The organism is Methylobacterium sp. JK268, assembly GCF_054052225.1.
Map to the genome: position 1 here is coordinate 1 of NZ_JBSVZN010000038.1, position 19,571 is coordinate 19,571.

Annotated in this window: 18 protein-coding genes; 3 read left to right on the top strand and 15 right to left on the bottom strand. The window is 70.5% G+C overall.

The features are described from left to right. Positions 1-484 precede the first annotated feature (484 nt). Together ACW9J6_RS29280 and ACW9J6_RS29285 are read right to left on the bottom strand one after the other, a co-directional pair. The gene (locus ACW9J6_RS29280) at positions 485-2,071 is read right to left on the bottom strand and encodes a DHA2 family efflux MFS transporter permease subunit (protein ID WP_457119944.1); all 1,587 of its coding nucleotides are present in this window, start codon (positions 2,069-2,071) and stop codon (positions 485-487) included. 5 nt (positions 2,072-2,076) lie between these two features. Continuing rightward, the gene (locus ACW9J6_RS29285; protein WP_457119872.1) at positions 2,077-3,297 is read right to left on the bottom strand and encodes an HlyD family secretion protein; all 1,221 of its coding nucleotides are present in this window, start codon (positions 3,295-3,297) and stop codon (positions 2,077-2,079) included. Between the two features lie 322 nt (positions 3,298-3,619). Here ACW9J6_RS29285 and ACW9J6_RS29290 point away from each other — a divergent pair, with 322 nt between their 5' ends. Next, positions 3,620-4,234 carry an HdeD family acid-resistance protein gene (locus tag ACW9J6_RS29290; protein ID WP_457119873.1) on the top strand — a complete coding sequence of 205 codons (615 nt, stop codon included), beginning with the start codon at positions 3,620-3,622 and terminating at the stop codon, positions 4,232-4,234. A gap of 116 nt (positions 4,235-4,350) precedes the next feature. Here ACW9J6_RS29290 and ACW9J6_RS29295 read toward each other — a convergent pair whose 3' ends face one another. Both ACW9J6_RS29295 and ACW9J6_RS29300 read right to left on the bottom strand, forming a co-directional pair. Further along, entirely contained in the window at positions 4,351-5,274 is a 924-nt protein-coding gene (locus tag ACW9J6_RS29295; protein WP_457119874.1) for an ROK family protein, read from the bottom strand. Beyond that, the gene (locus tag ACW9J6_RS29300; protein ID WP_457119875.1) at positions 5,271-6,623 is read right to left on the bottom strand and encodes a dicarboxylate/amino acid:cation symporter; all 1,353 of its coding nucleotides are present in this window, start codon (positions 6,621-6,623) and stop codon (positions 5,271-5,273) included. The genes ACW9J6_RS29295 and ACW9J6_RS29300 overlap by 4 nt, the downstream gene beginning before the upstream one ends. Before the next feature lie 308 nt (positions 6,624-6,931). Between ACW9J6_RS29300 and ACW9J6_RS29305 the strand changes: the two genes are divergently transcribed. Continuing rightward, positions 6,932-7,354, top strand: coding sequence for a L,D-transpeptidase (locus tag ACW9J6_RS29305; protein ID WP_457119876.1), 423 nt, complete (start codon positions 6,932-6,934; stop codon positions 7,352-7,354). Between the two features lie 9 nt (positions 7,355-7,363). Here ACW9J6_RS29305 and ACW9J6_RS29310 read toward each other — a convergent pair whose 3' ends face one another. Then, positions 7,364-8,191, bottom strand: coding sequence for a hypothetical protein (locus tag ACW9J6_RS29310; RefSeq protein WP_457119877.1), 828 nt, complete (start codon positions 8,189-8,191; stop codon positions 7,364-7,366). Positions 8,192-8,427: 236 nt separating this feature from the next. After that, positions 8,428-9,027 carry a TetR/AcrR family transcriptional regulator gene (locus ACW9J6_RS29315; RefSeq protein ID WP_457119878.1) on the bottom strand — a complete coding sequence of 200 codons (600 nt, stop codon included), beginning with the start codon at positions 9,025-9,027 and terminating at the stop codon, positions 8,428-8,430. A gap of 76 nt (positions 9,028-9,103) precedes the next feature. Between ACW9J6_RS29315 and ACW9J6_RS29320 the strand changes: the two genes are divergently transcribed. Beyond that, complete coding sequence (locus tag ACW9J6_RS29320) at positions 9,104-10,402, top strand: MFS transporter (RefSeq protein ID WP_457119879.1); 1,299 nt, start codon at positions 9,104-9,106, stop codon at positions 10,400-10,402. Positions 10,403-10,404: 2 nt separating this feature from the next. Here ACW9J6_RS29320 and ACW9J6_RS29325 read toward each other — a convergent pair whose 3' ends face one another. The 9 genes from ACW9J6_RS29325 to ACW9J6_RS29365 all read right to left on the bottom strand — a co-directional run bounded on the left by ACW9J6_RS29325 (position 10,405) and on the right by ACW9J6_RS29365 (position 19,417). Continuing rightward, entirely contained in the window at positions 10,405-10,653 is a 249-nt protein-coding gene (locus tag ACW9J6_RS29325; protein ID WP_457119880.1) for a DUF6894 family protein, read from the bottom strand. A 238-nt stretch (positions 10,654-10,891) separates the two neighbouring features. Beyond that, a complete protein-coding gene (locus ACW9J6_RS29330) occupies positions 10,892-11,893 on the bottom strand; it encodes an asparaginase (protein WP_457119881.1) in 1,002 nt (333 codons plus the stop codon). A 73-nt stretch (positions 11,894-11,966) separates the two neighbouring features. Next, entirely contained in the window at positions 11,967-12,209 is a 243-nt protein-coding gene (locus tag ACW9J6_RS29335) for a hypothetical protein (RefSeq protein WP_457119882.1), read from the bottom strand. A gap of 74 nt (positions 12,210-12,283) precedes the next feature. Beyond that, the gene (locus tag ACW9J6_RS29340) at positions 12,284-13,123 is read right to left on the bottom strand and encodes an ABC transporter ATP-binding protein (protein ID WP_457119883.1); all 840 of its coding nucleotides are present in this window, start codon (positions 13,121-13,123) and stop codon (positions 12,284-12,286) included. Positions 13,124-13,354: 231 nt separating this feature from the next. Further along, complete coding sequence (locus tag ACW9J6_RS29345; protein WP_457119884.1) at positions 13,355-14,635, bottom strand: ABC transporter substrate-binding protein; 1,281 nt, start codon at positions 14,633-14,635, stop codon at positions 13,355-13,357. A gap of 60 nt (positions 14,636-14,695) precedes the next feature. Next, the gene (locus ACW9J6_RS29350) at positions 14,696-15,769 is read right to left on the bottom strand and encodes a branched-chain amino acid ABC transporter permease (RefSeq protein ID WP_457119885.1); all 1,074 of its coding nucleotides are present in this window, start codon (positions 15,767-15,769) and stop codon (positions 14,696-14,698) included. A gap of 8 nt (positions 15,770-15,777) precedes the next feature. Next, positions 15,778-16,671: a branched-chain amino acid ABC transporter permease gene (locus ACW9J6_RS29355; RefSeq protein ID WP_457119886.1), complete on the bottom strand. Its 894-nt coding sequence runs from the start codon at positions 16,669-16,671 to the stop codon at positions 15,778-15,780. Positions 16,672-16,676: 5 nt separating this feature from the next. Next, positions 16,677-18,608 carry an AMP-binding protein gene (locus ACW9J6_RS29360; protein WP_457119887.1) on the bottom strand — a complete coding sequence of 644 codons (1,932 nt, stop codon included), beginning with the start codon at positions 18,606-18,608 and terminating at the stop codon, positions 16,677-16,679. Beyond that, the gene (locus tag ACW9J6_RS29365; RefSeq protein ID WP_457119888.1) at positions 18,608-19,417 is read right to left on the bottom strand and encodes an ABC transporter ATP-binding protein; all 810 of its coding nucleotides are present in this window, start codon (positions 19,415-19,417) and stop codon (positions 18,608-18,610) included. The genes ACW9J6_RS29360 and ACW9J6_RS29365 overlap by 1 nt, the downstream gene beginning before the upstream one ends. Positions 19,418-19,571 lie beyond the last annotated feature (154 nt).

The window sequence follows — 19,571 nt, forward strand, 5'->3', positions numbered from 1 at the left end:
CCACCCGGAACGATGCGGACGTCGAGGGTCTTTGCGGCGACGTCCACTCCACAGATGATCTGGGTCACGGTAACCTGCCTTGTGCGTGCGATGGGCGATCAGGCGACTGTCCGGTCGTGCGTGACAGTGGCGACGGTCCCAAAGCTCACCAGCGGTTGCAGCCAGAGGGGGCGCGGGAGCCGTCCGCCACGCGCGGGGACCGGCGGCCGCCGGTCCCCGCGCAGCCCTCATCACATCATCCAAAAGGGCCGGCTTCCAGATACAAGGGGGCCGTGCCGGATGTGGCTCCTCCGGAACCGCCCCCTCACCTTCGGGCCGATCGCTTCGCGATCGGTGCGCCGCCTCGTCTCGCCCCCGGCAAGGGGGGCTCGACCCTCTCCCCGCACGCGGGGAGAGGGCATGCGAACCACCCGAAGTGTGAATCCGCAACCCCGCATGAGGGGGAGGATCACGCATCGCGTCTCCGGCACTCCGGCGGGCCGCCTCAGTGCCCGACCGCCTGGGCACCGCCTTCGCGCTTGACCGATTTGAGGATCATGGCGAGCGGGATCGCCGAGGCCGACACCATCGCGAGCACCCAGAACACGTCGATATAGGCGAGGAAGGCCGACTGCGTCGCGACCTGCTGGCCGATCCAGGCGACCGCCTGGTTCTGCGCGTCGACGCTCGATCCGCCCTGGCTGGCGAAGTAATCCGTCGCGCGCCGCAGCGTCTCCTGGTAGGCGGGCGCGGAGGGCACGACGTGCTCCACGAGCCGGCTGGTGTGGAATTGCTGGCGGTAGGCGAGGACGTTCTGGGCCAGCGACACGCCCATCGACCCGCCGACGTTGCGCGCCACGTTGATCAGGGCCGAGGCCTGGTCCGTCTGCTCCCGGGAGATCCCCTCGTAGGACGCTGCGGTGATCGACAGGAAGATCATCGGCAGGCCGATGCCGATGTAGATCCGCGACCACACGAAGAACCCGAAGTTCAGGTCGCCGTAGAGGTTGGTCAGATCATACATGGCGAAGGCGATGATCGTCGCACCCGCCGCGATCAGGTATTTCGGCTGCACGAAGGACGAGACGCGGCCGATCACGAACATCATCAGGCAGGTGACGAGGCCTCCCGGGGAGAGCGCGAGGCCGGCCCAGGTCGCGGTGTAGCCGAAGTAGTCCTGAAGCACCTGGGGCAGGAACTGCGTGGTGGCGATCAGGATCGCGCCCGTCGCCATCATCACGAGGAAGCAGGAGCCGAACTGGCGCCTGCCGAGGAGGCGCAGGTCCACCACCGGGTTCTTGCGCGTGAGTTCCCAGGGGATCATCGCCACGAAGGACACCACCATCAGGCAGGCGAAGACGATGATCAGGGTCGAGCCGAACCAGTCCTTGCGCTGGCCCTCGTCGAGGACGACCTCGAGCGAGCCCAGGAACGTGGCGACGAGGAGAAAGCCGACAAGGTCGAACTCGACGCCCTCGCGGCGCATGCGGCGGCGCTCCTCGACGGCCGATTTCGGGTCCTGCACCAGGATCTGGATCAGCACGAGGGCGAGCACGCCCACGGGCGCGTTGATCAGGAAGCACCAGTGCCAGGAATAGGTGTCGGAGAGCCAGCCGCCCAGCGTCGGGCCGACCACCGGCGCCACCACGATGGCGACCCCGTAGAGCGCGAAGGCCTGCCCACGCTTCTCGGGCGGGAAGGAATCCGCCAGGATCGACTGGGCGAGGGGCGCCATGCCGCCGCCGCCCAGCCCCTGCAGCACGCGGAAGAACAGGAGCGATTCGAGGCTCCAGGCGAAGCCGCACAGGACCGACGAGACGGTGAAGAGCCCGATCGCCACCATGAAGAAGGCCTTGCGGCCGTAGCGCTTGGCGATGAAGCTCGACGCCGTGAGCACGATGGCGTTGGCGACGAGGTAGCTCGTGACCACCCAGGCCGCCTCGTCGGGGCCGACCGCGAGGCCCCCCGAGATGTAGCGCAGCGCGACGTTCGCGATGGTGGTGTCGAGCACCTCCATGAAGGTGGCGATCGCCACCACCACCGCGACGATCCAGGGATTGTGGTCGCCGGCCGCGCTGTCGGCCGGGGACATCCCGCTCACCGCACCCTCACGGTCGGGACGACCGAGAGGCCGGGACCGATCGCGACGTCGTCGGGCCAGCGCGCGACCACGATCTTCACGGGGACGCGCTGGACCACCTTCACGTAGTTGCCGGTGGCGTTCTCGGCCGGGAGCAGGCTGAAGGCGGTGCCGGAACCGGGCTGCACCGAGTCGACCGTCCCGGAGATCTTCCGGTCCGGATAGGCGTCGATCTCGACGTCGACGGACTGGCCCGGCCGCATGTCGGTGATCTGGGTCTCCTTGAAGTTCGCCGTGACCCAGATTTCGTCGGGCACGAACATGCTGAGCGCTTGGCCCGCCTGGGCGTACTGCCCGACCGCGCCGGTCAGGCGCACGACCCGTCCGGACTGGGCCGCCGTGATCGTGGTGTAGCCGAGGTTCAGCCGGGCCTGCGCCTCCTGCGCCCGCGCCTGGGCGAGGCTCGCCTCGGCGCTCGCCTTCTGGGCCTCGAGCGAACCGATCTGCTTCTGCGCCACCGTCACCGCGGCTTTCGCCCGCGACAGGTTCGCCTGCTGCTGCTGCAGGTTGGAGGTCGATTGCTGCGACTGCTGCACGCTGCCGGCGCCGCGCTGGGCGAGGTCCTGGTAGCGGGCGGCGTCCTGGCGGGCGAAGCCGAGCGCGGCGTTGGCCTGCTCGACCTGGGCCTGGGCCTCCTCGATGCTGCCGTACTGCGCCTGGATCTGCGCCTCGATGTTGCGGATCGAGGCCTCGGCCGCCGTGACCTGCGCCTGCGCCTGCTGGAGGGCGACCTCGTAGTCGCGCGTGTCGATCCGGAACAGGACGGCGCCCGCCGCGACGTGCTGGTTGTCGGTGACCGGGACCTCGGCCACGTAGCCGGAGACCTTCGGGGCGATCGAGAACTGGCGGGCGGCCACGAAGGCGTCGTCGGTCGACTCGTAGGGATGGACGAAGACGAGCCAGTACCAGAACACGGCCGCGCCCGTCGCCACGAGCAGGATCGCGCCGAGGAGGAACCAGAGCGGATGCCGCCGGATGATGGACGGTTTCCTGCCGCCCTGCTCCTTCGCGCCCCGATCGTCCTCCCCGTCGCTGTCCGCGGCCTTGCCCCGCGGCTCGCTCTCGTCCTCGCGCCGGCTCGGCTCGCGCGCCTGCGGCGGGGCGGATTGGTCTCCGGGCGCGCGGACAGCCCCGTCCCGCCCGTCGCGGCCGGCCGCCCGGGATTGTTCGTCCAGCATGTCTGATATCCCTGGTGCGGCCGCTGTCGCGGCCGCCGCACGGGCCCGCCTCGCGCAGGACAATCGCAAGCCCGCGTTCCGGTTCCGCTAGGTGACGAATTCGCGCAGACCTTCATCTCGGGCCGGCGCATCGGAACGCCTTCCGCCGCTTTGCGTTCTGCGCGCAGGACGACGGCGGTCGAGCTTCCGGTTTGTCCTCGGGAGTCGAACCAAGCGCGGTGTCCCTCGACCGGGATCGGTCGCGGCGGCGCTTGATCCGTCTCATGGCGACCGGGCCTGGACCGAAGCACAATCCGTCGGACATCATCTCGGGAGCTTCACGATGACCTCTGGACCCACGGTTCCGCCGGCCGGCACCGCGCCGGACCGGATCAGTGCCATGAGCGCCGTGCTCGCGCGCAACTGGTGGCTCCTCGCCCTGCGCGGCGTCTTCGCGATCCTGTTCGGGATCGTCGCCCTCGTTTCGCCCTTCGCGACGCTGCTGACGCTCGTGATCGTGTTCTCGGCCTATATGCTGGTGGACGGCACCGCCGGCATCGTGGCGGCCGTGCGTGCCGCCGAGCGCCACGAGCGCTGGGGCCTGCTCCTCGCCGAGGGTCTGCTCAACATCCTGGTCGGGGTCGCCGCCTTCCTGATGCCGGGCAGCGCGCTCCTGGCCTTCGTCTATCTCACGGCCGCCTGGGCGCTGGTCACCGGCGCCCTGATGGTCGCGGCCGCGTTCGGCCTGCACCTCGATCACGGGCGCTGGTGGCTGGTGCTCGGCGGGTTGTGCTCGGTGCTCTTCGGCGTCGCGCTCCTGGTCAACCCCGTCGTGTCGCTGGTGGTGCTGACGACCTGGATGGCCGCCTACGCGATCGTCTTCGGCGGGGTGATGCTGGTCCTGGCCTTCCGGCTGCGCAACCGGCACGGGGCGGTCGGGCCGGCGCGGGCGGCGTGACGGCGGCCGGCCACGTGCTGACCGCCTGAGGCGTCGCGAGACCGCAGGGGAGGGCCTCCGTCCGGAAGAGGAGAGGGAGACGAGCGGCGGGTCTCCGGTCCGAGCGCCGAGGCCCTCTACCCCACCGCCTCCTTCCACAGCCACGCCGCGCCGCGCACACCCGAGGCGTCGCCGTAGCGGCTGCGCCGGATCGGCGTGGTGACCACGTCCGAGATCACGTGCGGCGCCACGGCCTCAATCAGGCCCGGATAGACCTCGTCGATCGTGGAAAGGCCGCCCCCGAGCACGATCGCGTCCGGGTCGAGCACGTTGATCACCGCGGCGAGGCCGCGGGCGAGGCGGTCGCGCCAGCGCGCGAAGCTCGCCGAGGCCCCGGCGTCGCCCGCCCGCATCGCCGCGACGATGGCCTCGCCGGTCATCACTTCGCCGGTGACGCGGGCGTGGTCGGCGGCGAAACCCGGACCCGACAGCCACGTCTCGACGCATCCGTGCCGGCCGCAATAGCAGGCCGGTCCCGGGAGTTCGTCCGCCCGCGGCCCGGGCAGCGGGTTGTGGCCCCACTCGCCCGCGATGCGGTTGCGCCCGGACAGGGCGCGCCCCGCGACCGCGATGCCGGACCCCACTCCCGTTCCCAGGATCACCGCCCACACCACGGGCGCGCCCGCACCCGCCCCATCCACCGCCTCCGAGACGGCGAGGCAGTTGGCGTCGTTCTCCAGCCGCACCGGCCGGCCGAGCGCCCGCTCCAGATCGCCGTGGAGCGGGCGGCCGATCAGCCAGGTCGAGTTGGCGTTCTTGACGAGCCCGGTGGCGGGCGAGACAGCCCCCGGGATGCCCAGGCCGACCGTGCCGGTGCCGCCGGCCGCCTGCTCCAGGGCCGCCACGAGCCCGGCGATGGCCCGCACGGTCCCCTCGTAGTCGCCGCGCGGCGTCGGCACCCGCCGCTCCGCCACCACGCGGGCGTCCTCGGTGAGGACGATGCCGGCGATCTTGGTGCCGCCGAGATCGACGCCGACCCGGAGCGGCGGGGCGGAGGTCACGGCGAGACGGGGATCGGCTTCTCGTCCGAGATCTCGGTGCCGATCTCCACCGGATGCGCCATCACCTCGCGCAGCTTGACCGGATCGAGCTCACCCTCCCAGCGGCTGATCACGATCGTCGCCACCCCGTTCCCGACCAGGTTGGTGAGCGCCCGGCACTCCGACATGAACTTGTCGATGCCCAGGATCAGCGCCATGGCGGCGACCGGGACGGGCTGGCCGGGGATCGCCGCCAGCGTCGCCGCGAGCGTGATGAAGCCCGCCCCGGTGACGCCCGAGGCTCCCTTCGAGGTCAGCATCGCCACCACGATGATCGTCGCGTACTGGCCGAAGCTGAGGTCGGCCCCCACCGCCTGCGCCAGGAACAGCGTCGCGAGGGTCATGTAGATGTTCGTGCCGTCGAGGTTGAACGAGTAGCCGGTCGGGATGACGAGGCCGACCACCGAGTCCGAGGCCCCGAGCCGCTTCATCTTCTGCATCATGTGCGGCAGCACCGTCTCCGAGGAGGAGGTGCCGAGCACGATCAGGAGCTCGTCCTTGATGTAGGCGAGGAAGCGCAGGATCGAGAAGCCGCAGAAGCGGGCGATCAGGCCGAGCACCACCAGCACGAACAGGAGGCTGGAGAGGTAGAAGGTGGCCACGAGGCCCGCGAGGTTGCCGAGCTTGCTGATGCCGTACTGGCCGATGGTGAAGGCCATCGCCCCGAAGGCCCCGATCGGCGCGAGCTTCACGATCAGCCCGATGATCCGGAAGAAGATCTCGCCCGCCACATCGATCGCGTGGGTCACGCCCTTGGCCCGCTCGCCGAGGCCGGTCACCACCACGCCGGTCAGGATCGCGATCAGCAGCACCTGCAGCAGCTCGCCGGAGGCGAAGGCGTCGAAGAAGCTCCTCGGGATGATCGCCAGCAGGTGGGCGACCGTCGAGTCGTCGGCCGCCTTCTTGGCGTAGCCGGCCACCGCGGCCGCGTCGAGCTTGGCCGGATCGGCGCCGAAGCCGGCCCCGGGCCGGATCACCTCGCCGACGATGACGCCGATGAGCAGCGCAAGCGTCGACACCGCCTCGAAGTAGAACAGAGCCTTCAGGCCGACCCGTCCGACCTTCTTCAGGTCGCCGATCGACGCAATGCCGTGCACGATGGTGCAGAAGATGACTGGCGCGATCATCATCTTGATCAGCGCGATGAAGGCGTCGCCCAGCCACTTCATCGACTTGGCGGTGTCGGGAGCGGCCCAGCCGAGAAGGACGCCGAGCGCGATCGCGATCAGCACCTGGATGTAGAGCACCTTGTACCAGGGCTGATGCGCCGGCGCCGTGTCTCGGACGGCCGGGGCGGCGGGGGCTTGCATGACGATTCCTCCCTCGTTCGTTCACGGGCCCGGACACCGGCCCGCCGACATTCCTCGATGGCCGGATCCGGGTGGCGGGGCCACCGCTCCCGATGCCTGTTCTTCTCCCGCGCGGGACCCGACGCCCCGCGTTCCTGCCTCCCGCGCGCAGGACGACACGGCACTCCGCAGCGTCACGACCTCACTCGGCAATCGACCACACAAGTTCCTCGGGGAAAAGCGCCGCGTGGCCGGCCCGAGGACCTTCTCCGTTCGCCGCGGCCCGCCGAGAGTGAGCGATAGCGCAACTTCTCGGCGACCTGAACCCCGTGTACCACCTCACCCTCCGCACCGCGGCGCGTCTCGGCGCGCTCATCCCCCTCGCCTGGGCCGCACCGGCCGCGGCCGGCATCGTCGCGCTGGTCGACCGCGACGCGCAGCAGATGCGCGTCTACGTCGACGGCGCCCTGGTGCGCGTCTGGCCGGTCTCGACGGCCCGCAGCGGCTACGTCACGCCCGCGGGCCAGTACCGCGTCCTCTGGACCACGCCCTACTGGTGGTCGCACAAGTACGGCGGGGCGATGCCGCACGCGATGTTCTTCCGCGGCGGCTACGCCATCCACGGCACCGCCGCGACCGGCCGGCTCGGGCGCCCGGCCAGCCACGGCTGCGTGCGGCTGGCGCCGGGCGCGGCCCGGGAGCTCTACGGCATGGTGCGCCGGTCCGGCGGGGCGCGCGTGACGATCCGCTGACCGACCGGATCAGGTGGGCTGCGGGTTGCGCCGGGGGCGCACGGTCCAGCGCTCGAAGGCGGCGCCCTCGTCGCGCGCGCCCTCGCCCGGCACCGAGGCGCCGAGGGCCTGGGACAGGCTCTCGATCACGTCGTCGATGCGGGCGCTGCCCGATTCCTCCGGCCCTTCCACGGGGGCGGGCGGCGGGGGTGGAACGGGCGCTGGCGGCGGCGCGGCGGCGTCGGCCGGGGGACGGGTGGCGAGCCGGCGCAGGGCGTTCGTCACGGTGCTGGCCTCATCGGGCCGGCCCCCGCCGAAGCGGCCGAAGCCGTAGCGGTGCTCCACGAGATCGAGGACGGCGTCGAGGGCGGCGTTGCTCAGCGCCACCTCGCCGGGCTGCGGCGGCCCCTGGATCGCGATGGTGGGGCCGAGATAGGCGGGATCCTGCGACACGTCCGGCCCGAACCACGCGGGCGGCGCGAAGCCGTTGGCCTCCTCCGGCGTGTCGAAGCCGACCGAGACGAGGTCGATGGTGCCGGGGGTGAGGTAGCGGTCGACCAGGGCGTCGCGCCCGTTGCCGAGCGCGATCACGGTGCGGTCGTAGGCGGCCTTGCCGGCGCAGACGTCGAGGAGGGCGTCGCCGTGGGCGCGCGGCACCTCCGTGCGCTCCTCGCCGGTGGCGCCGCTCTCGTCGGAGGTCACCAGGACGAGGTGGCACTGCGTGCCGTCCACCCGCACGAAGGAGGTGCGGCCCGCCTGGGGCGGGAAGTAGCCCTCCGTGATCCGCGCCGCGCCGCGCTCCTTCCGGATCAGCCGGACCAGGGATGGCGCCACCAGGAAACGCCGCACGAGGGTCATGGCCGCAACTCCACTCTCGGGGCCGGCATGAGCCGGCCTTCCAGGCCGGCATACCGGCTTACCCGGACGAACGTCCTACCTGAACCGGAGGGCCGATCAATGGTCAACCGACAATCGGGCCGCGCCAGACGGCGTGAATCCCCCGCGGCGGCGGCCGCAGAAAGCGGCCGAGACCGGACCCGGGCCGGGTGGTCGCAGGTCCCGGAACTTGTGCATCGCGCCGATACGACGGGGCGTCAGTCCGCAACACTGCTGCTGATCAGCGCGTCGGCGGTCCGCGTGAGGCTGCGGGCGGGTCCGCCCGGGCCGAAGATCTGTCCGGACGCGAAGGCGCCCTCGATCAGGAGCAGCAAGCCGTCGGCAAGCGCGCCGGGGTCGCGCGCCCCGACCTCGGTGGCGGCCCGTTCCAGGCGCGCGTGCAGCGCGCGCTTGCTGGCGAGCGCCGCCGCCCGTGCCGGATGGTCCGGGTCGGGATGCTCGATCACCGCATTGGACAGGCCGCAGCCGCGGTAAAGGGGGCGTGCCGTGCGGTCCGCAAGGTCGGTGAGGAACGCGAGCAGCCCGGCCCGCGGGTCGCCCGGATGCGCCGCCAGCATCGCGTCCAGGCGCGCCTCGAAGGCGGCCGCGAAATCCTGCAGGCAGGCCACCGCCAGCGCGTCCTTCGAGGCGAAGCCCCGGTAGAGGCTCGGCTTGGTCACGCCCGCCCGCGCCACGATCTCGTCGACGCCAACGGCCCGGATCCCGCGCCGGTAGAACAGGTCGCGCGCCGCTTCCCGGATCCGGTCCCGCGCCCGCCCGCCCGCCTCCCGCATCGCCGCCGCGCTCTCGTCCGCCATCGTGGCCCTTGCCATTCCGCCCGCAGATGTTACTGACCGGTACGTCACACGATAGCACGGATTCGGAGTGCGTCCCATGTCGAATGCCATCGCCGCGGGGGGCGTGCCTCCGGTCTCGCGCCGGCCCTTCGGCCGCAACTACGCCTTCGTGGTGGTGGGTGTGGTCTTCCTGGCGCTTCTCTCCGCGGCGGGCCTGCGGGCGGCGCCGGGCGTGCTGATCCTGCCGCTGGAGCAGGCCTTCGGCTGGAGCCGGGCGACGGTCTCGTTCTCGGCGGGGCTCGGCATCTTCCTGTACGGGCTCGTCGGGCCCTTCGCGGCGGCGCTGATGCAGGGGTTCGGAATCCGCCGCACGCTCCTCTGCGCCCTCGTGCTGATGGCGGTCTCGACCGGCCTCTCGGCCTTCATGAGCGAGCCTTGGCACCTCGTCGCGACCTGGGGCGTGCTGTCGGGCCTCGGCAGCGGCTGCGTCGCCATCGTGCTCGGCGCCACGGTGGTCAACCGCTGGTTCGTCGTGCAGCGGGGCCTCGTGATGGGCCTGCTGACGGCGAGTACGGCGACCGGGAGCCTGATCTTCCTGCCCGGCCTCGCGGCGATCGCCGAGGCGGGCGGCTGGCGACCGGTGGTGCTCACCGTCGCGGCCGTCGTCGCGGCGCTGATCCCGCTGGTCGCCTGGCTGCTGCCGGAGCGTCCGGCCGATATCGGGCTCCTGCCCTACGGGGCCACGCCGGGCAGCGTCGTCGAGCCGCCGCGGCGGGCGAACCCCTTCCGCGCCGCCATCGACGGGCTGGTGCGGGCGAGCCGCACCGGCGATTTCTGGCTGCTGTTCGGGACCTTCTACATCTGCGGGCTCACCACCAACGGGCTGGTGGGCACGCACCTGATCTCGTTCTGCGCCGATATGGGGCTGCCGGAGGTGCGGGCGGCCGGGCTGATCGCCATGATGGGCGTCTTCGACATGGTCGGCACCACCGGCTCCGGCTGGCTCACCGATCGCTTCGACCCGCGCAAGCTGCTCTTCGTGTATTACGGCGTGCGCGGTCTGTCGCTGATGGTGCTGCCCTTCACCGACTTCTCGTTCTACAGCCTGTCGCTGTTCGCGGTGTTCTACGGCCTCGACTGGATCGCGACCGTGCCGCCGACCGTGCGGCTGACGAACGAGGCCTTCGGCGAGCGCGACGCGCCGATCGTGTTCGGCTGGATCGCCGCCGGGCACCAGGCGGGCGCCGCCACCGCGGCCTTCGCGGCCGGCCTCTCGCGCACCCTGGAGGGCCGCTACCTGGAGGCCTTCCTGGTGGCGGGCCTCACCGGGCTCGTCGCCGCGCTGCTATCGCTGATGATCGGCCGCAGCGCTCGCCGAAGCCTCGCTGCCGCCTGACCTCAGGCCGCCGAGGCGTGGTCGGGCCCGACGGCCTCGGCGAAGGGCAGGTCGATCACCACCATGCCCTCCTCGTCCGTGACGACGAGGCTCGCCGCCATCAGGGTCTCGCGGTGGCGCGGCTCGCGCATCATCGCCGAGGCGACGGCCAGGGAGGCGTGCCAGGCCTGCTCGGCGTTGGGGAAGGCTTCGCCGGCGAGGTCGGCCACGAGGGTCTCACCGATCTGGGCGTTGAAGTAGAAGCGCTGCATCGGTCGGTCTCCGGATCGGGCGCGGCCCCGGGGGGCCGTTCTCGGCGGATGAGGACGCGCTCTCCCGTGAGGGGATCGAGAACGATCAAGCCCATCGGGTGCTCCTGTCTGAGTTCCCCGCCGCCCGGAGCCGATCACGACGGCGAGTTGTGGCGGAGATAAGGCGGTTAACAATAAATTAACATTGGTTATTCAGGTCTTCGCAGATTTCCACCGACGAAGACCTGATCGGTGCGGTTCAGTAGGTCGCGAAGATCTCGGCGACGTCGGCAGGATCGGCGGTGACCGTGAGGGCGAGCGCGAGCAGGATGCGGGCCTTCTGCGGCGTCAGGTTGTCGGCGCTGAGGATGCCGCGCTGGCGCAGGCGGGTGGTCAGGGGCACGACACCGCTGCCCGCCCGCGTCGATTGCACGACGATTACGCCCCCGCGGGCGGCGGCTTCGAGGGCCTCGGCCTCGGCGGGCGGGGTCATGCCGGGCGCCAGGCCGGCCGAGACGAGGCCGCGGGCGCCCGCGGCGAGGAAGGCCCGCACGGCGGTGCCGTCGGCATCCGCGTAGCCGTAGGAGATGTCGACCCGCGGCAGGGCCGCGCGGTGCCGGATGTCGAAGGGCGTGCCGGGGGCGTGGCGGCGCTCGCCGCGGCGGTAATAGGTGACGGACGGCCCGTCGACCTGGCCGAGAATGCCGAAATCGGCGCTGCGGAAGGTCTGCAGCCGTGCCACCGAGGTCTTGGTGACATCGCGCGCGGCCTGGATCTCGTCGTTGAGGAGGACGAGCACGCCGCGGCCGCGCGATTGCGGCGCGGCAGCGGTGCGGATGGCGTTGACGAGGTTGAGGGGCGCGTCGCTCGACAGACCGCTCATCGGCCGCTGCGAGCCGACCAGCACCACCGGCACGTCCACCGTCAGGGTGAGCGAGAGCGCGTAGGCCGTCTCCTCCAGGGTCGCGGTCCCGTGCCCGATGACGATGCCGGCGAGGTCCGGATGGGCGGCGACCTGGTCCTCGCAGAGCCGCACGAGGTCGCGCCACTCCGAGAAGCCGATGGCGGGGCTCGGGACCGCCCGGAACCGCACGGGAATCACGTCGGCAACGGCGCGGGCCTCGGGGACGGCGTCGAGGATCGCGTCGGCCTCCAGCCGGCGGTCGGTGGCCGTGTAGTCGAGGAGGTCGAGGCTGTCGCGTCCCAGGGAGGAGAGCGTGCCGCCCGTCCCGATGAAGGCCACTTTCGGCCGCTGCGTCATGATCCGCTCCTTCGTCCCGCGCGCTCGCGCTGGGGCGAGAGAGAGGCGAGAAACGGGCCGCGGCGCAAGGGCGCTACTGCAACTCCACGGCCGCCTGGATGACGTGGGCGGGCGGCAGCACCACCGGATCGGGCACGATCGCCAAGTCCGGGACCGGGATGGGCGACGGGGACCGCACGTAGCAGCACTGGATCGCGTGCCAGAAGGCGGCCTGCATCTCCGGCAACTGGCGGCCGAGGCTCACGTTGAGGGCCTCCTCGCCGGCCAGCGCGTAGGCCTCGACCTCGTCCGGCGACAGATGGGTGGTCATGGTCATCCGCGTCTGGCTCCTTGGCGACCGGATGTAACGCGCCAAAGTTGCGTTTGGTGCCGCCCCACTGCGAAAAGAGGTCAGATCCAGCGCTTTCGCCGCTTGAAGCTCTTCAGGTTCTTGAAGGTCTTGCGCTGGTCTCCGGCGCCCCCGAGGTAGAACTCCTTGACGTCCTCGTTGGCGCGCAGCTCCTCCACGGTGCCGTCGAGCACGACCTTGCCCTGTTCCATGATGTAGCCACGGTCGGCGACACCGAGCGCCGCGCGGGCGTTCTGCTCCACGAGCAGGATGGTGACGCCGAGGTCGCGGTTGATCTGCCGGATGATGGCGAAGACCTCCTTCACCAGAAGCGGCGACAGGCCCATGGAGGGCTCGTCCATCAGGATCAGGCGGGGCTTGGCCATCAGGGCGCGGCCGATCGCCAGCATCTGCTGCTCGCCGCCCGAGAGGTAGCCCGCCGCGCCGGTGCGCTCCTTCAGGCGCGGGAAGTAGGTGAGCACCCGGTCGAGATCCGCCGCGATGCCGCCGCGGTCGCGCCGCGAGAAGGCGCCGAGCCGGAGGTTCTCCAGCAGCGTCATGTCGGCGATGATCCGGCGGCCCTCCATGACCTGGAAGATGCCCCGGCGCACGATGAGGTCGGGCTCGACGCCCTCGATGCGCGCGCCGTCGAACAGGATCTCGCCGCGCGTGACCGCGCCGTTCTCGGAGCGGAGCAGGCCCGAGATGGCCTTGAGGGTGGTCGATTTGCCGGCGCCGTTCGCCCCGAGCAGCGCGGTGATCGAGCCCGCCGGCACGTCGAGGCTGAGGCCGCGCAGCACCAGGATGACGTCGTCGTAGACGACCTCGACGTTGCGCAGCGCCAGGAGCGCCGCGGGCACAGCCTCGGCGGCGGGGCGTTCCAGGGTCATGATCTGGGACATGCGGGGCTCCGCAACCTCGACGAGTAACGTTCTCAGGTCGAGCGCCGGATCCCCTCTCCCGTGTGGGAGAGGGGTAGGGGTGAGGGACGGACGCTTCAGCAAGAAGACGGGACCGTGCCGCTGACAGCTCGGCGGTTCAGATCGATCCTGAACCCGAGCCACCCTCACCCCTGGCCCCTCTCCCACTCGGGAGAGGGGAAACGCGCTCATTCTTCGAGGGGTGTTCCAGCCCTACCAGCCGAACCATTCCGGCTTGCGCGGCAGTTCCACGGTCTTGACCGGCTCCAGCTTCACGGTCCCGGCCTTGATCAGGTCGGGCAGCGCGGTGTCCGTCGGGCCGGATACCTTCGCCCGGTAGATCGCCACGCTCATCATGCCGCGATGGTCGGTCTCGGCCCAGGTCGAGGGCACGCAGACACCCTCCATGCCCGCCGGCACCCAGTTCTTCTTCTGATAGAAGCCCTTGCGCACGGTCGGGCCGGTGATGCCGCCATTGTCCTTGGCCCAGGCCATCGCCTCGGTCATGTAGAGCGCCGCGCAGACGCCTGAGAGGTAGTGGACCGGCCGGTAGGCCGTGCCGCTCGGGTCGGATTCCCGCGAGATCTCCGCCACGGTCTTCAGCCCCGGCGCGTCGCCGCCCGTCACCGCGGCGGTGCGGACCGGGAAGACCACGCCGTTCGCGGCCTCGCCCGCGGCCTTGGCGGCGTTCTCGTCCATGCCCCAGACGTTGCCCATGAACTGGATGTCGGCGCCCGCCGCCTTGCAGGATTTCAGCAGCGAGATGTTCGAGCCGCCGGTGTTGCCGAGATAGGCGTAGTTCACCCCGGCATTCTTGGCGGTCAGGCACTGGGCCGTGTAGTCGCCGGGCGCCAGCGCGAAGACGATCGCCGGGAGCACCTCGAAGCCGAGGTCCTTGGCCATCGCCTCGCCGGCCTCCTTGGGCGAGTTCGGGTAGGGGTGGTTGCCGCCCATGTGGACGTATTTCGGCTTGCCGGGCTTGCCCTTGGCCTTCCAGTCCTCGGCCGCCCAGAGGAGCATGGCGCGCAACCCGTCCGAGTAGGTCGGCCCGTAGAAGAAGTTGTAGGGCGCCGCCTTGGCCTTGCCGCTGGCGCCGGTCGGGTCGCTGACCTGCGCGGCGTAGGAACCCGAGATGTAGGGGATCTCGTCCTTGGCGACGAAGGCCGAGAGCGCCTCGGTGTCGGCGGTGCCCCAGCCCTGGATCGCCGCGACCTTGTCGCGCCCGCTCGTCCACTTCTTGTACTGCGCCACCGCGCGCGGCACTTGGTAGCCGTAATCGACCGACTCGACGGCGAGCTTGGTGCCGCCGATGCCGCCCTTGCGGTTGACCCAGGCCAGCGCGTCCGCGACGCCCTGGGCGTAGGGCACGCCGACGTCGGAGGTGGCGCCGCTCTGGTCGGCGAGGTGACCGACTGGCACGTCGGCGGCACGGGCCGGGAGCGCGAGGGCGAGGCCCAGCGCCAGGGCCGGGACGAGGGGAGCGGGGCGAAGCATCGGTCGGGGTTCCTCTAATTTCGTCGGTCGGCCGTTCGGCCCGTCTTGGTTCCCGCCGGTTCAGTGCGAGAACGGGTAGAGCTTCCAGTACGCCTTGATCTGCCGCCAGCGATGGGCGAGGCCGTCCGGCTCGAAGATCAGGAAGAGGACGATCACGAGGCCGATCGCCATCTCGCGCAGGAAGGAGAGGTTGTCCTTGAGGGCGAGCGCCCGGTCGAGGGGCGAGCCCTTCACCGCGTCGGTGAGCCAGCCCATCGCCTCGGGCACCAGCACCATGAAGGCGGTGCCCATCAGCGTGCCCATGATCGAGCCGAGGCCGCCGATGATGATCATGCCGAGGAACTGGATCGACAGCAGGATCCCGAAGCCCTCGACCGAGACGTATTGCAGGTAATGGGCGTAGAGCCCGCCGCCGATCCCCGCGAAGAAGGCCGAGAGGCCGAAGGACAGGGTGCGGTAGCGGGTGAGGTTGATCCCCATCATCTCGGCGGAGAGGTAGTGGTCGCGCACCGCCACCAGCGCCCGGCCGTCGCGGGTGCGCATCAGGTTCGTGGCGAGCAGGAAGGTCACGATCACGTAGGCCAGGACCACGTAGAAGTAGCGGTGGTCGGTGTCGAAGGCGAAGCCGAGGATCGAGAACGGCTCGGCCGGCGTGCCGGCGACGCCGCCGCTGAACCAGTTCGCGCGGGCGAAGAAGTCCTGCAGGATGTACTGCGCGGCGAGCGTCGCGATGGCGAGGTAGAGGCCCTTCAGCCGGGCCGCCGGCAGCCCGAAGACGAGGCCGACCGCCGTGGTGATCACGCCCGCGAGCGGGATCGCGAAGAAGACCGGGACCGCGAGGTTGTTCGACAGCCAGGCCGAGGCGAAGGCCCCGAAGCCGAAGAAGGCCGCGTGCCCGATCGAGATCTGCCCGGTGAAGCCGACCAGGATGTTGAGGCCGAGCGCCGCAACCGCGAAGGTGCCGATCTGGATCAGCAGCGACAGCCAGTAGCGGTCGAGGACGAGGGGGGCGCAGGCCAGGAGCGCGATCCCGGCCAGCACCGCGTAACGGCTGCCGGCGGTCGGGAAGATGGTGGTGTCGGCCGCGTAGCTGGTGCGGAAGTCGCCGGCCGGGATGAGGCTCTGCGTCGCCATGATGCTCCTCAGACGCGCTCGATGTCCCGGGTCCCGAACAGCCCGTAGGGCTTGAGCATCAGGATCACCACCAGGACGTAGAAGGGCACGATCTCGTAGAGGTTGCCCCAGTGCAGGAACTGGCCGTCGACGTACTGGGCGAGGTTCTCCAGGAGACCGATCACCAGCCCGCCGATCACCGCGCCGACGACCGAGTCGAGGCCGCCGAGGATCACCGCCGGGAAGACCTTGATGCCGTAGAGCGACAGGGCCGAGGAGACGCCGTTGACGATGCCGACCACGACGCCCGCCACCGACGACACCACCGCCGAGATGGCCCAGGCCATGGCGAAGACGTTGCGGACCGGGATGCCGAGCGATTGCGCCACCTGCTGGTCGAAGGCGGTGGCCCGCATGGCGAGGCCGTGGCGCGAGTAGCGGAAGAACCATGCGAAGGCGGCCATCATGGCGACCGAGATGCCCAGGCTCATCACGTAGGCAGTCTGGAACTCGAAGCCGAGCACCGAGACCTGCTGCGCGGCGAAGATCGGCGGGAAGGGCTGCGCGAAGACGCCGAACAGCCACTTGCACAGGGCCTGGAAGACGATCGACAGACCGATCGTCACCATGATCACCGAGATGATCGGCTCGCCGATCAGCGGGCGCAGCACCACCACCTGCAGGGCGATGCCGAAGATCAGCATGAAGGCGAAGGTGATGCCGAGGCCGACCAGGAAGGGCAGCTGGTAGGTGGTCAGCAGCCACCAGCAGATCCAGGCGCCGATCAGCAGGAACTCGCCCTGGGCGAAGTTCACGACCTGGCTCGCCTTGTAGATCAGGACGAAGCTCATGGCGACGACGCCGTAGAGCGCGCCGACGATGAGCCCGTTGAGCACGAGCTGGAGGAGGAGGTGGGCGTTCATCGGGCCTACTCGGCGGCGGCGAGGACGGGGGCGGCCGGGCGCAGGTCCGTCACCGGCAGGGTCGTGCGGATACGCTGCGTCGAGCCGTCCTGGAAGCGGATCACCGTGTCGACCCGGTAGCTGGGCTGGCCCGCGTAGATCGCCGCGATCAGGTCGGCGTATTTCTCGTTGATCACGCCGCGGCGGACCTTGCGGGTGCGGGTGAGTTCGCCGTCGTCGGCGTCGAGTTCCTTGTACAGGAGCACCACCTTGGCGATGCGCTGCGGCTCGGCGAGCGAGGCGTTCACCCGCTCCACCTCCTCCCGCAGCAGGGCGATGGTCTCGGGCTTGGAGGCGAGGTCGCTGTAGGTGGTGAAGGCGATGCGGTTCTTCTCCGCCCACTTCGCCACCACGGCGTAGCGGATGCAGATCAGCGCCGCGAGGTAGTCGCGCCCGGCGCCGAGGATCACCGCCTCGGCGACGTAGGGCGAGAATTTGAGCTTGTTCTCCAGATATTGGGGCGAGAAGCGCTCGCCGCGGGCGTTGGTGGCGAGGTCCTTGACCCGGTCGATCACCACGAGCTCGCCCTTGGCGTCGAGGTAGCCGGCGTCGCCCGTGTGCATCCAGCCGTCGACCACGTCGCCCGTCCCCTCGGGCGCCTTGTAGTAGCCGAGGAACATGTTGGCGTGGCGGGCGTGAATCTCGCCGATGCCGTTGCGGTCCGGGTCGACGATGCGGATCGTGATGCTGCCGTCGAAGGGCACGCCCACCGTGTCGAAATCGACCGTGTCGCCGCGGTGGAGCGTGTAGGCCCCGAGCGCCTCGGTCTGCCCGTAGAGCTGGCGCAGCGGCACGCCGAGCGCGCGGAAGAACCGGAACGTGTCGGGGCCGAGCGCCGCGCCGCCGGTCGCCGCTGAGCGCAGGCGCGTGAAGCCGAGGCGGTCGCGCAGCGCCCGGAACAGGAGCAACTCGGCGACCGGCGAGCGTCCTCCGGTCTCCAGGGCCTTGAGCCCCCGCTCCACCCCACGGGCGAACAGCCACTGCTTGAGGGGCGAGGCATCCATCATCCGGGCGCGCACGTCGGCGGCCACCGCCTCCCAGACCCGGGGGGCGAAGAGCACGAAGGTCGGGGCGATCTCCCGGAAGTCGTGCATCAGCGTGTCGGCCTCCTCGACGAAATTGACCTTCATCCGCGAGAGGAGCGCCTGACCCAGCGCGTAGACCTGCTCCATGATCCAGGGCAGTGGCAGCACCGAGACGTAGTTGTCCTCCGGCCCCTTGGGGTCGGCCGCGAGATAGCTGGCGCAGTGGCGCAGCACCCGTCCTGCGCTCAGCATGGCGAGCTTCGGGCGCGCCGTGGTGCCGGAGGTCGTGCAGAGGATCGCCACCGCCTCGCCGTCGGTGGCGTCGACGAGCCGGTCGTAGAGGCCCGGCTCGGCGGCTTCGAGGGCGGCCCCGCGCCGGGCCAGCTCCTCGGCCGAGATCAGCCGGCGGTCGTCGTATTTCCGTAAGCCCCGCGGGTCGCAATAGACGATGTGGCGAAGCGCCGGGAGCCGGTCCGCGAGGGTCAGGAGCTTGTCGACCTGCTCCTCGTCCTCGGCGAAGACCACCTGGGCCTCGCCATAATCGAGCAGGTAATGGACCTCTTCTTCCAGCGCGTCGCGGTAGAGGCCGAGCGACAGAGCGCCGAGCGCGTGGGCGGCGATCTCGCCGGCCACCCAGTCCGGGCGGTTGTCGCCGATCAGCCCGACGACGTCGCCCTCGCCGAGGCCGAGGTCGCGAAGCCCGAGCGCGAAGGACCGCACGCGGTCCTGGTAGGCACCCCAGGAGATCTCCCGCCAGAGGCCGAGATCCTTCTCGCGCAGGGCCACCGCCTCCGGGTGCTCGCGGGCGTTGAGCCGCAGGAGCTTCGGGAAGGTGTCGGCCTGCACGGCGCGGGAGGCGAAGTCGGTCGCCATCACGACACCGCCCGGACCGGGACGGCTTTCTCCTCCACCTCGTCCTCCTCGCCCAGATAGGCGCGGCGCACATGCGGGTCCGCGAGCACCGCCTCGGGCCGCCCGAGCGCGATCCGGCGGCCGAAATCCAGCACCATCACCCGGTGGGAGATGTCCATCACGACGCCCATGTCGTGCTCGATCATCACCACCGTCATCCCGAACTCCTCGTTCAGGTCGACGATGTAGCGGGCCATGTCCTCCTTCTCCTCGAGGTTCATGCCGGCCATCGGCTCGTCGAGAAGGATGAGCTTGGGTTCGAGCGCCATGGCGCGGGCGAGCTCGACCCGCTTGCGCAACCCGTAGGAAAGGGTGCCGGCCGTCGCCTTGCGGTAGGGCTGCAGGTCCAGGAAGTCGATGATCTCCTCGACGCGCCGCCGGTGCGCAAGCTCCTCGGAGCGCACGCCCGGCAGCCAGTAGAGCGAGCCCGTCAGGAAGTTGTTGCGCAGGAGGTGATGGCGCCCGACCATGATGTTGTCGAGAACGCTCATGTGGTGGAACAGCGCGAGGTTCTGGAAGGTGCGGCCGATGCCGAGCTTGGGCCGCGCGTTCGGGCTCGCCTGCGTGATGTCGCGACCGCCGAACAGCACCTGCCCCTCGGTCGGCCGGTAGCGGCCCGAGATGCAGTTGAGCATCGAGGTCTTGCCGGCGCCGTTGGGGCCGATGATCGAGAACAGCTCGCCGGGCTCGACCGTGAAGCCGACCTCGGTCAGGGCCTTCACGCCGCCGAAGCGCAGCGAGACCTGGCGCACCTCGAGGGCATCCGCCACGTTGAACCTCCCTCCGGTCCGGCGGCCGCCCTCTCGCTCGGGGCGGCTCTGCCGTGCAGGCCCTCGCTGGGCGAGGCGGTGCCATGCACCTTGAAAATACGTTCGACTGTTTTTTTCCGAGCGTCAAGTGATAGGGTGGGGCGACGTTCGTCGT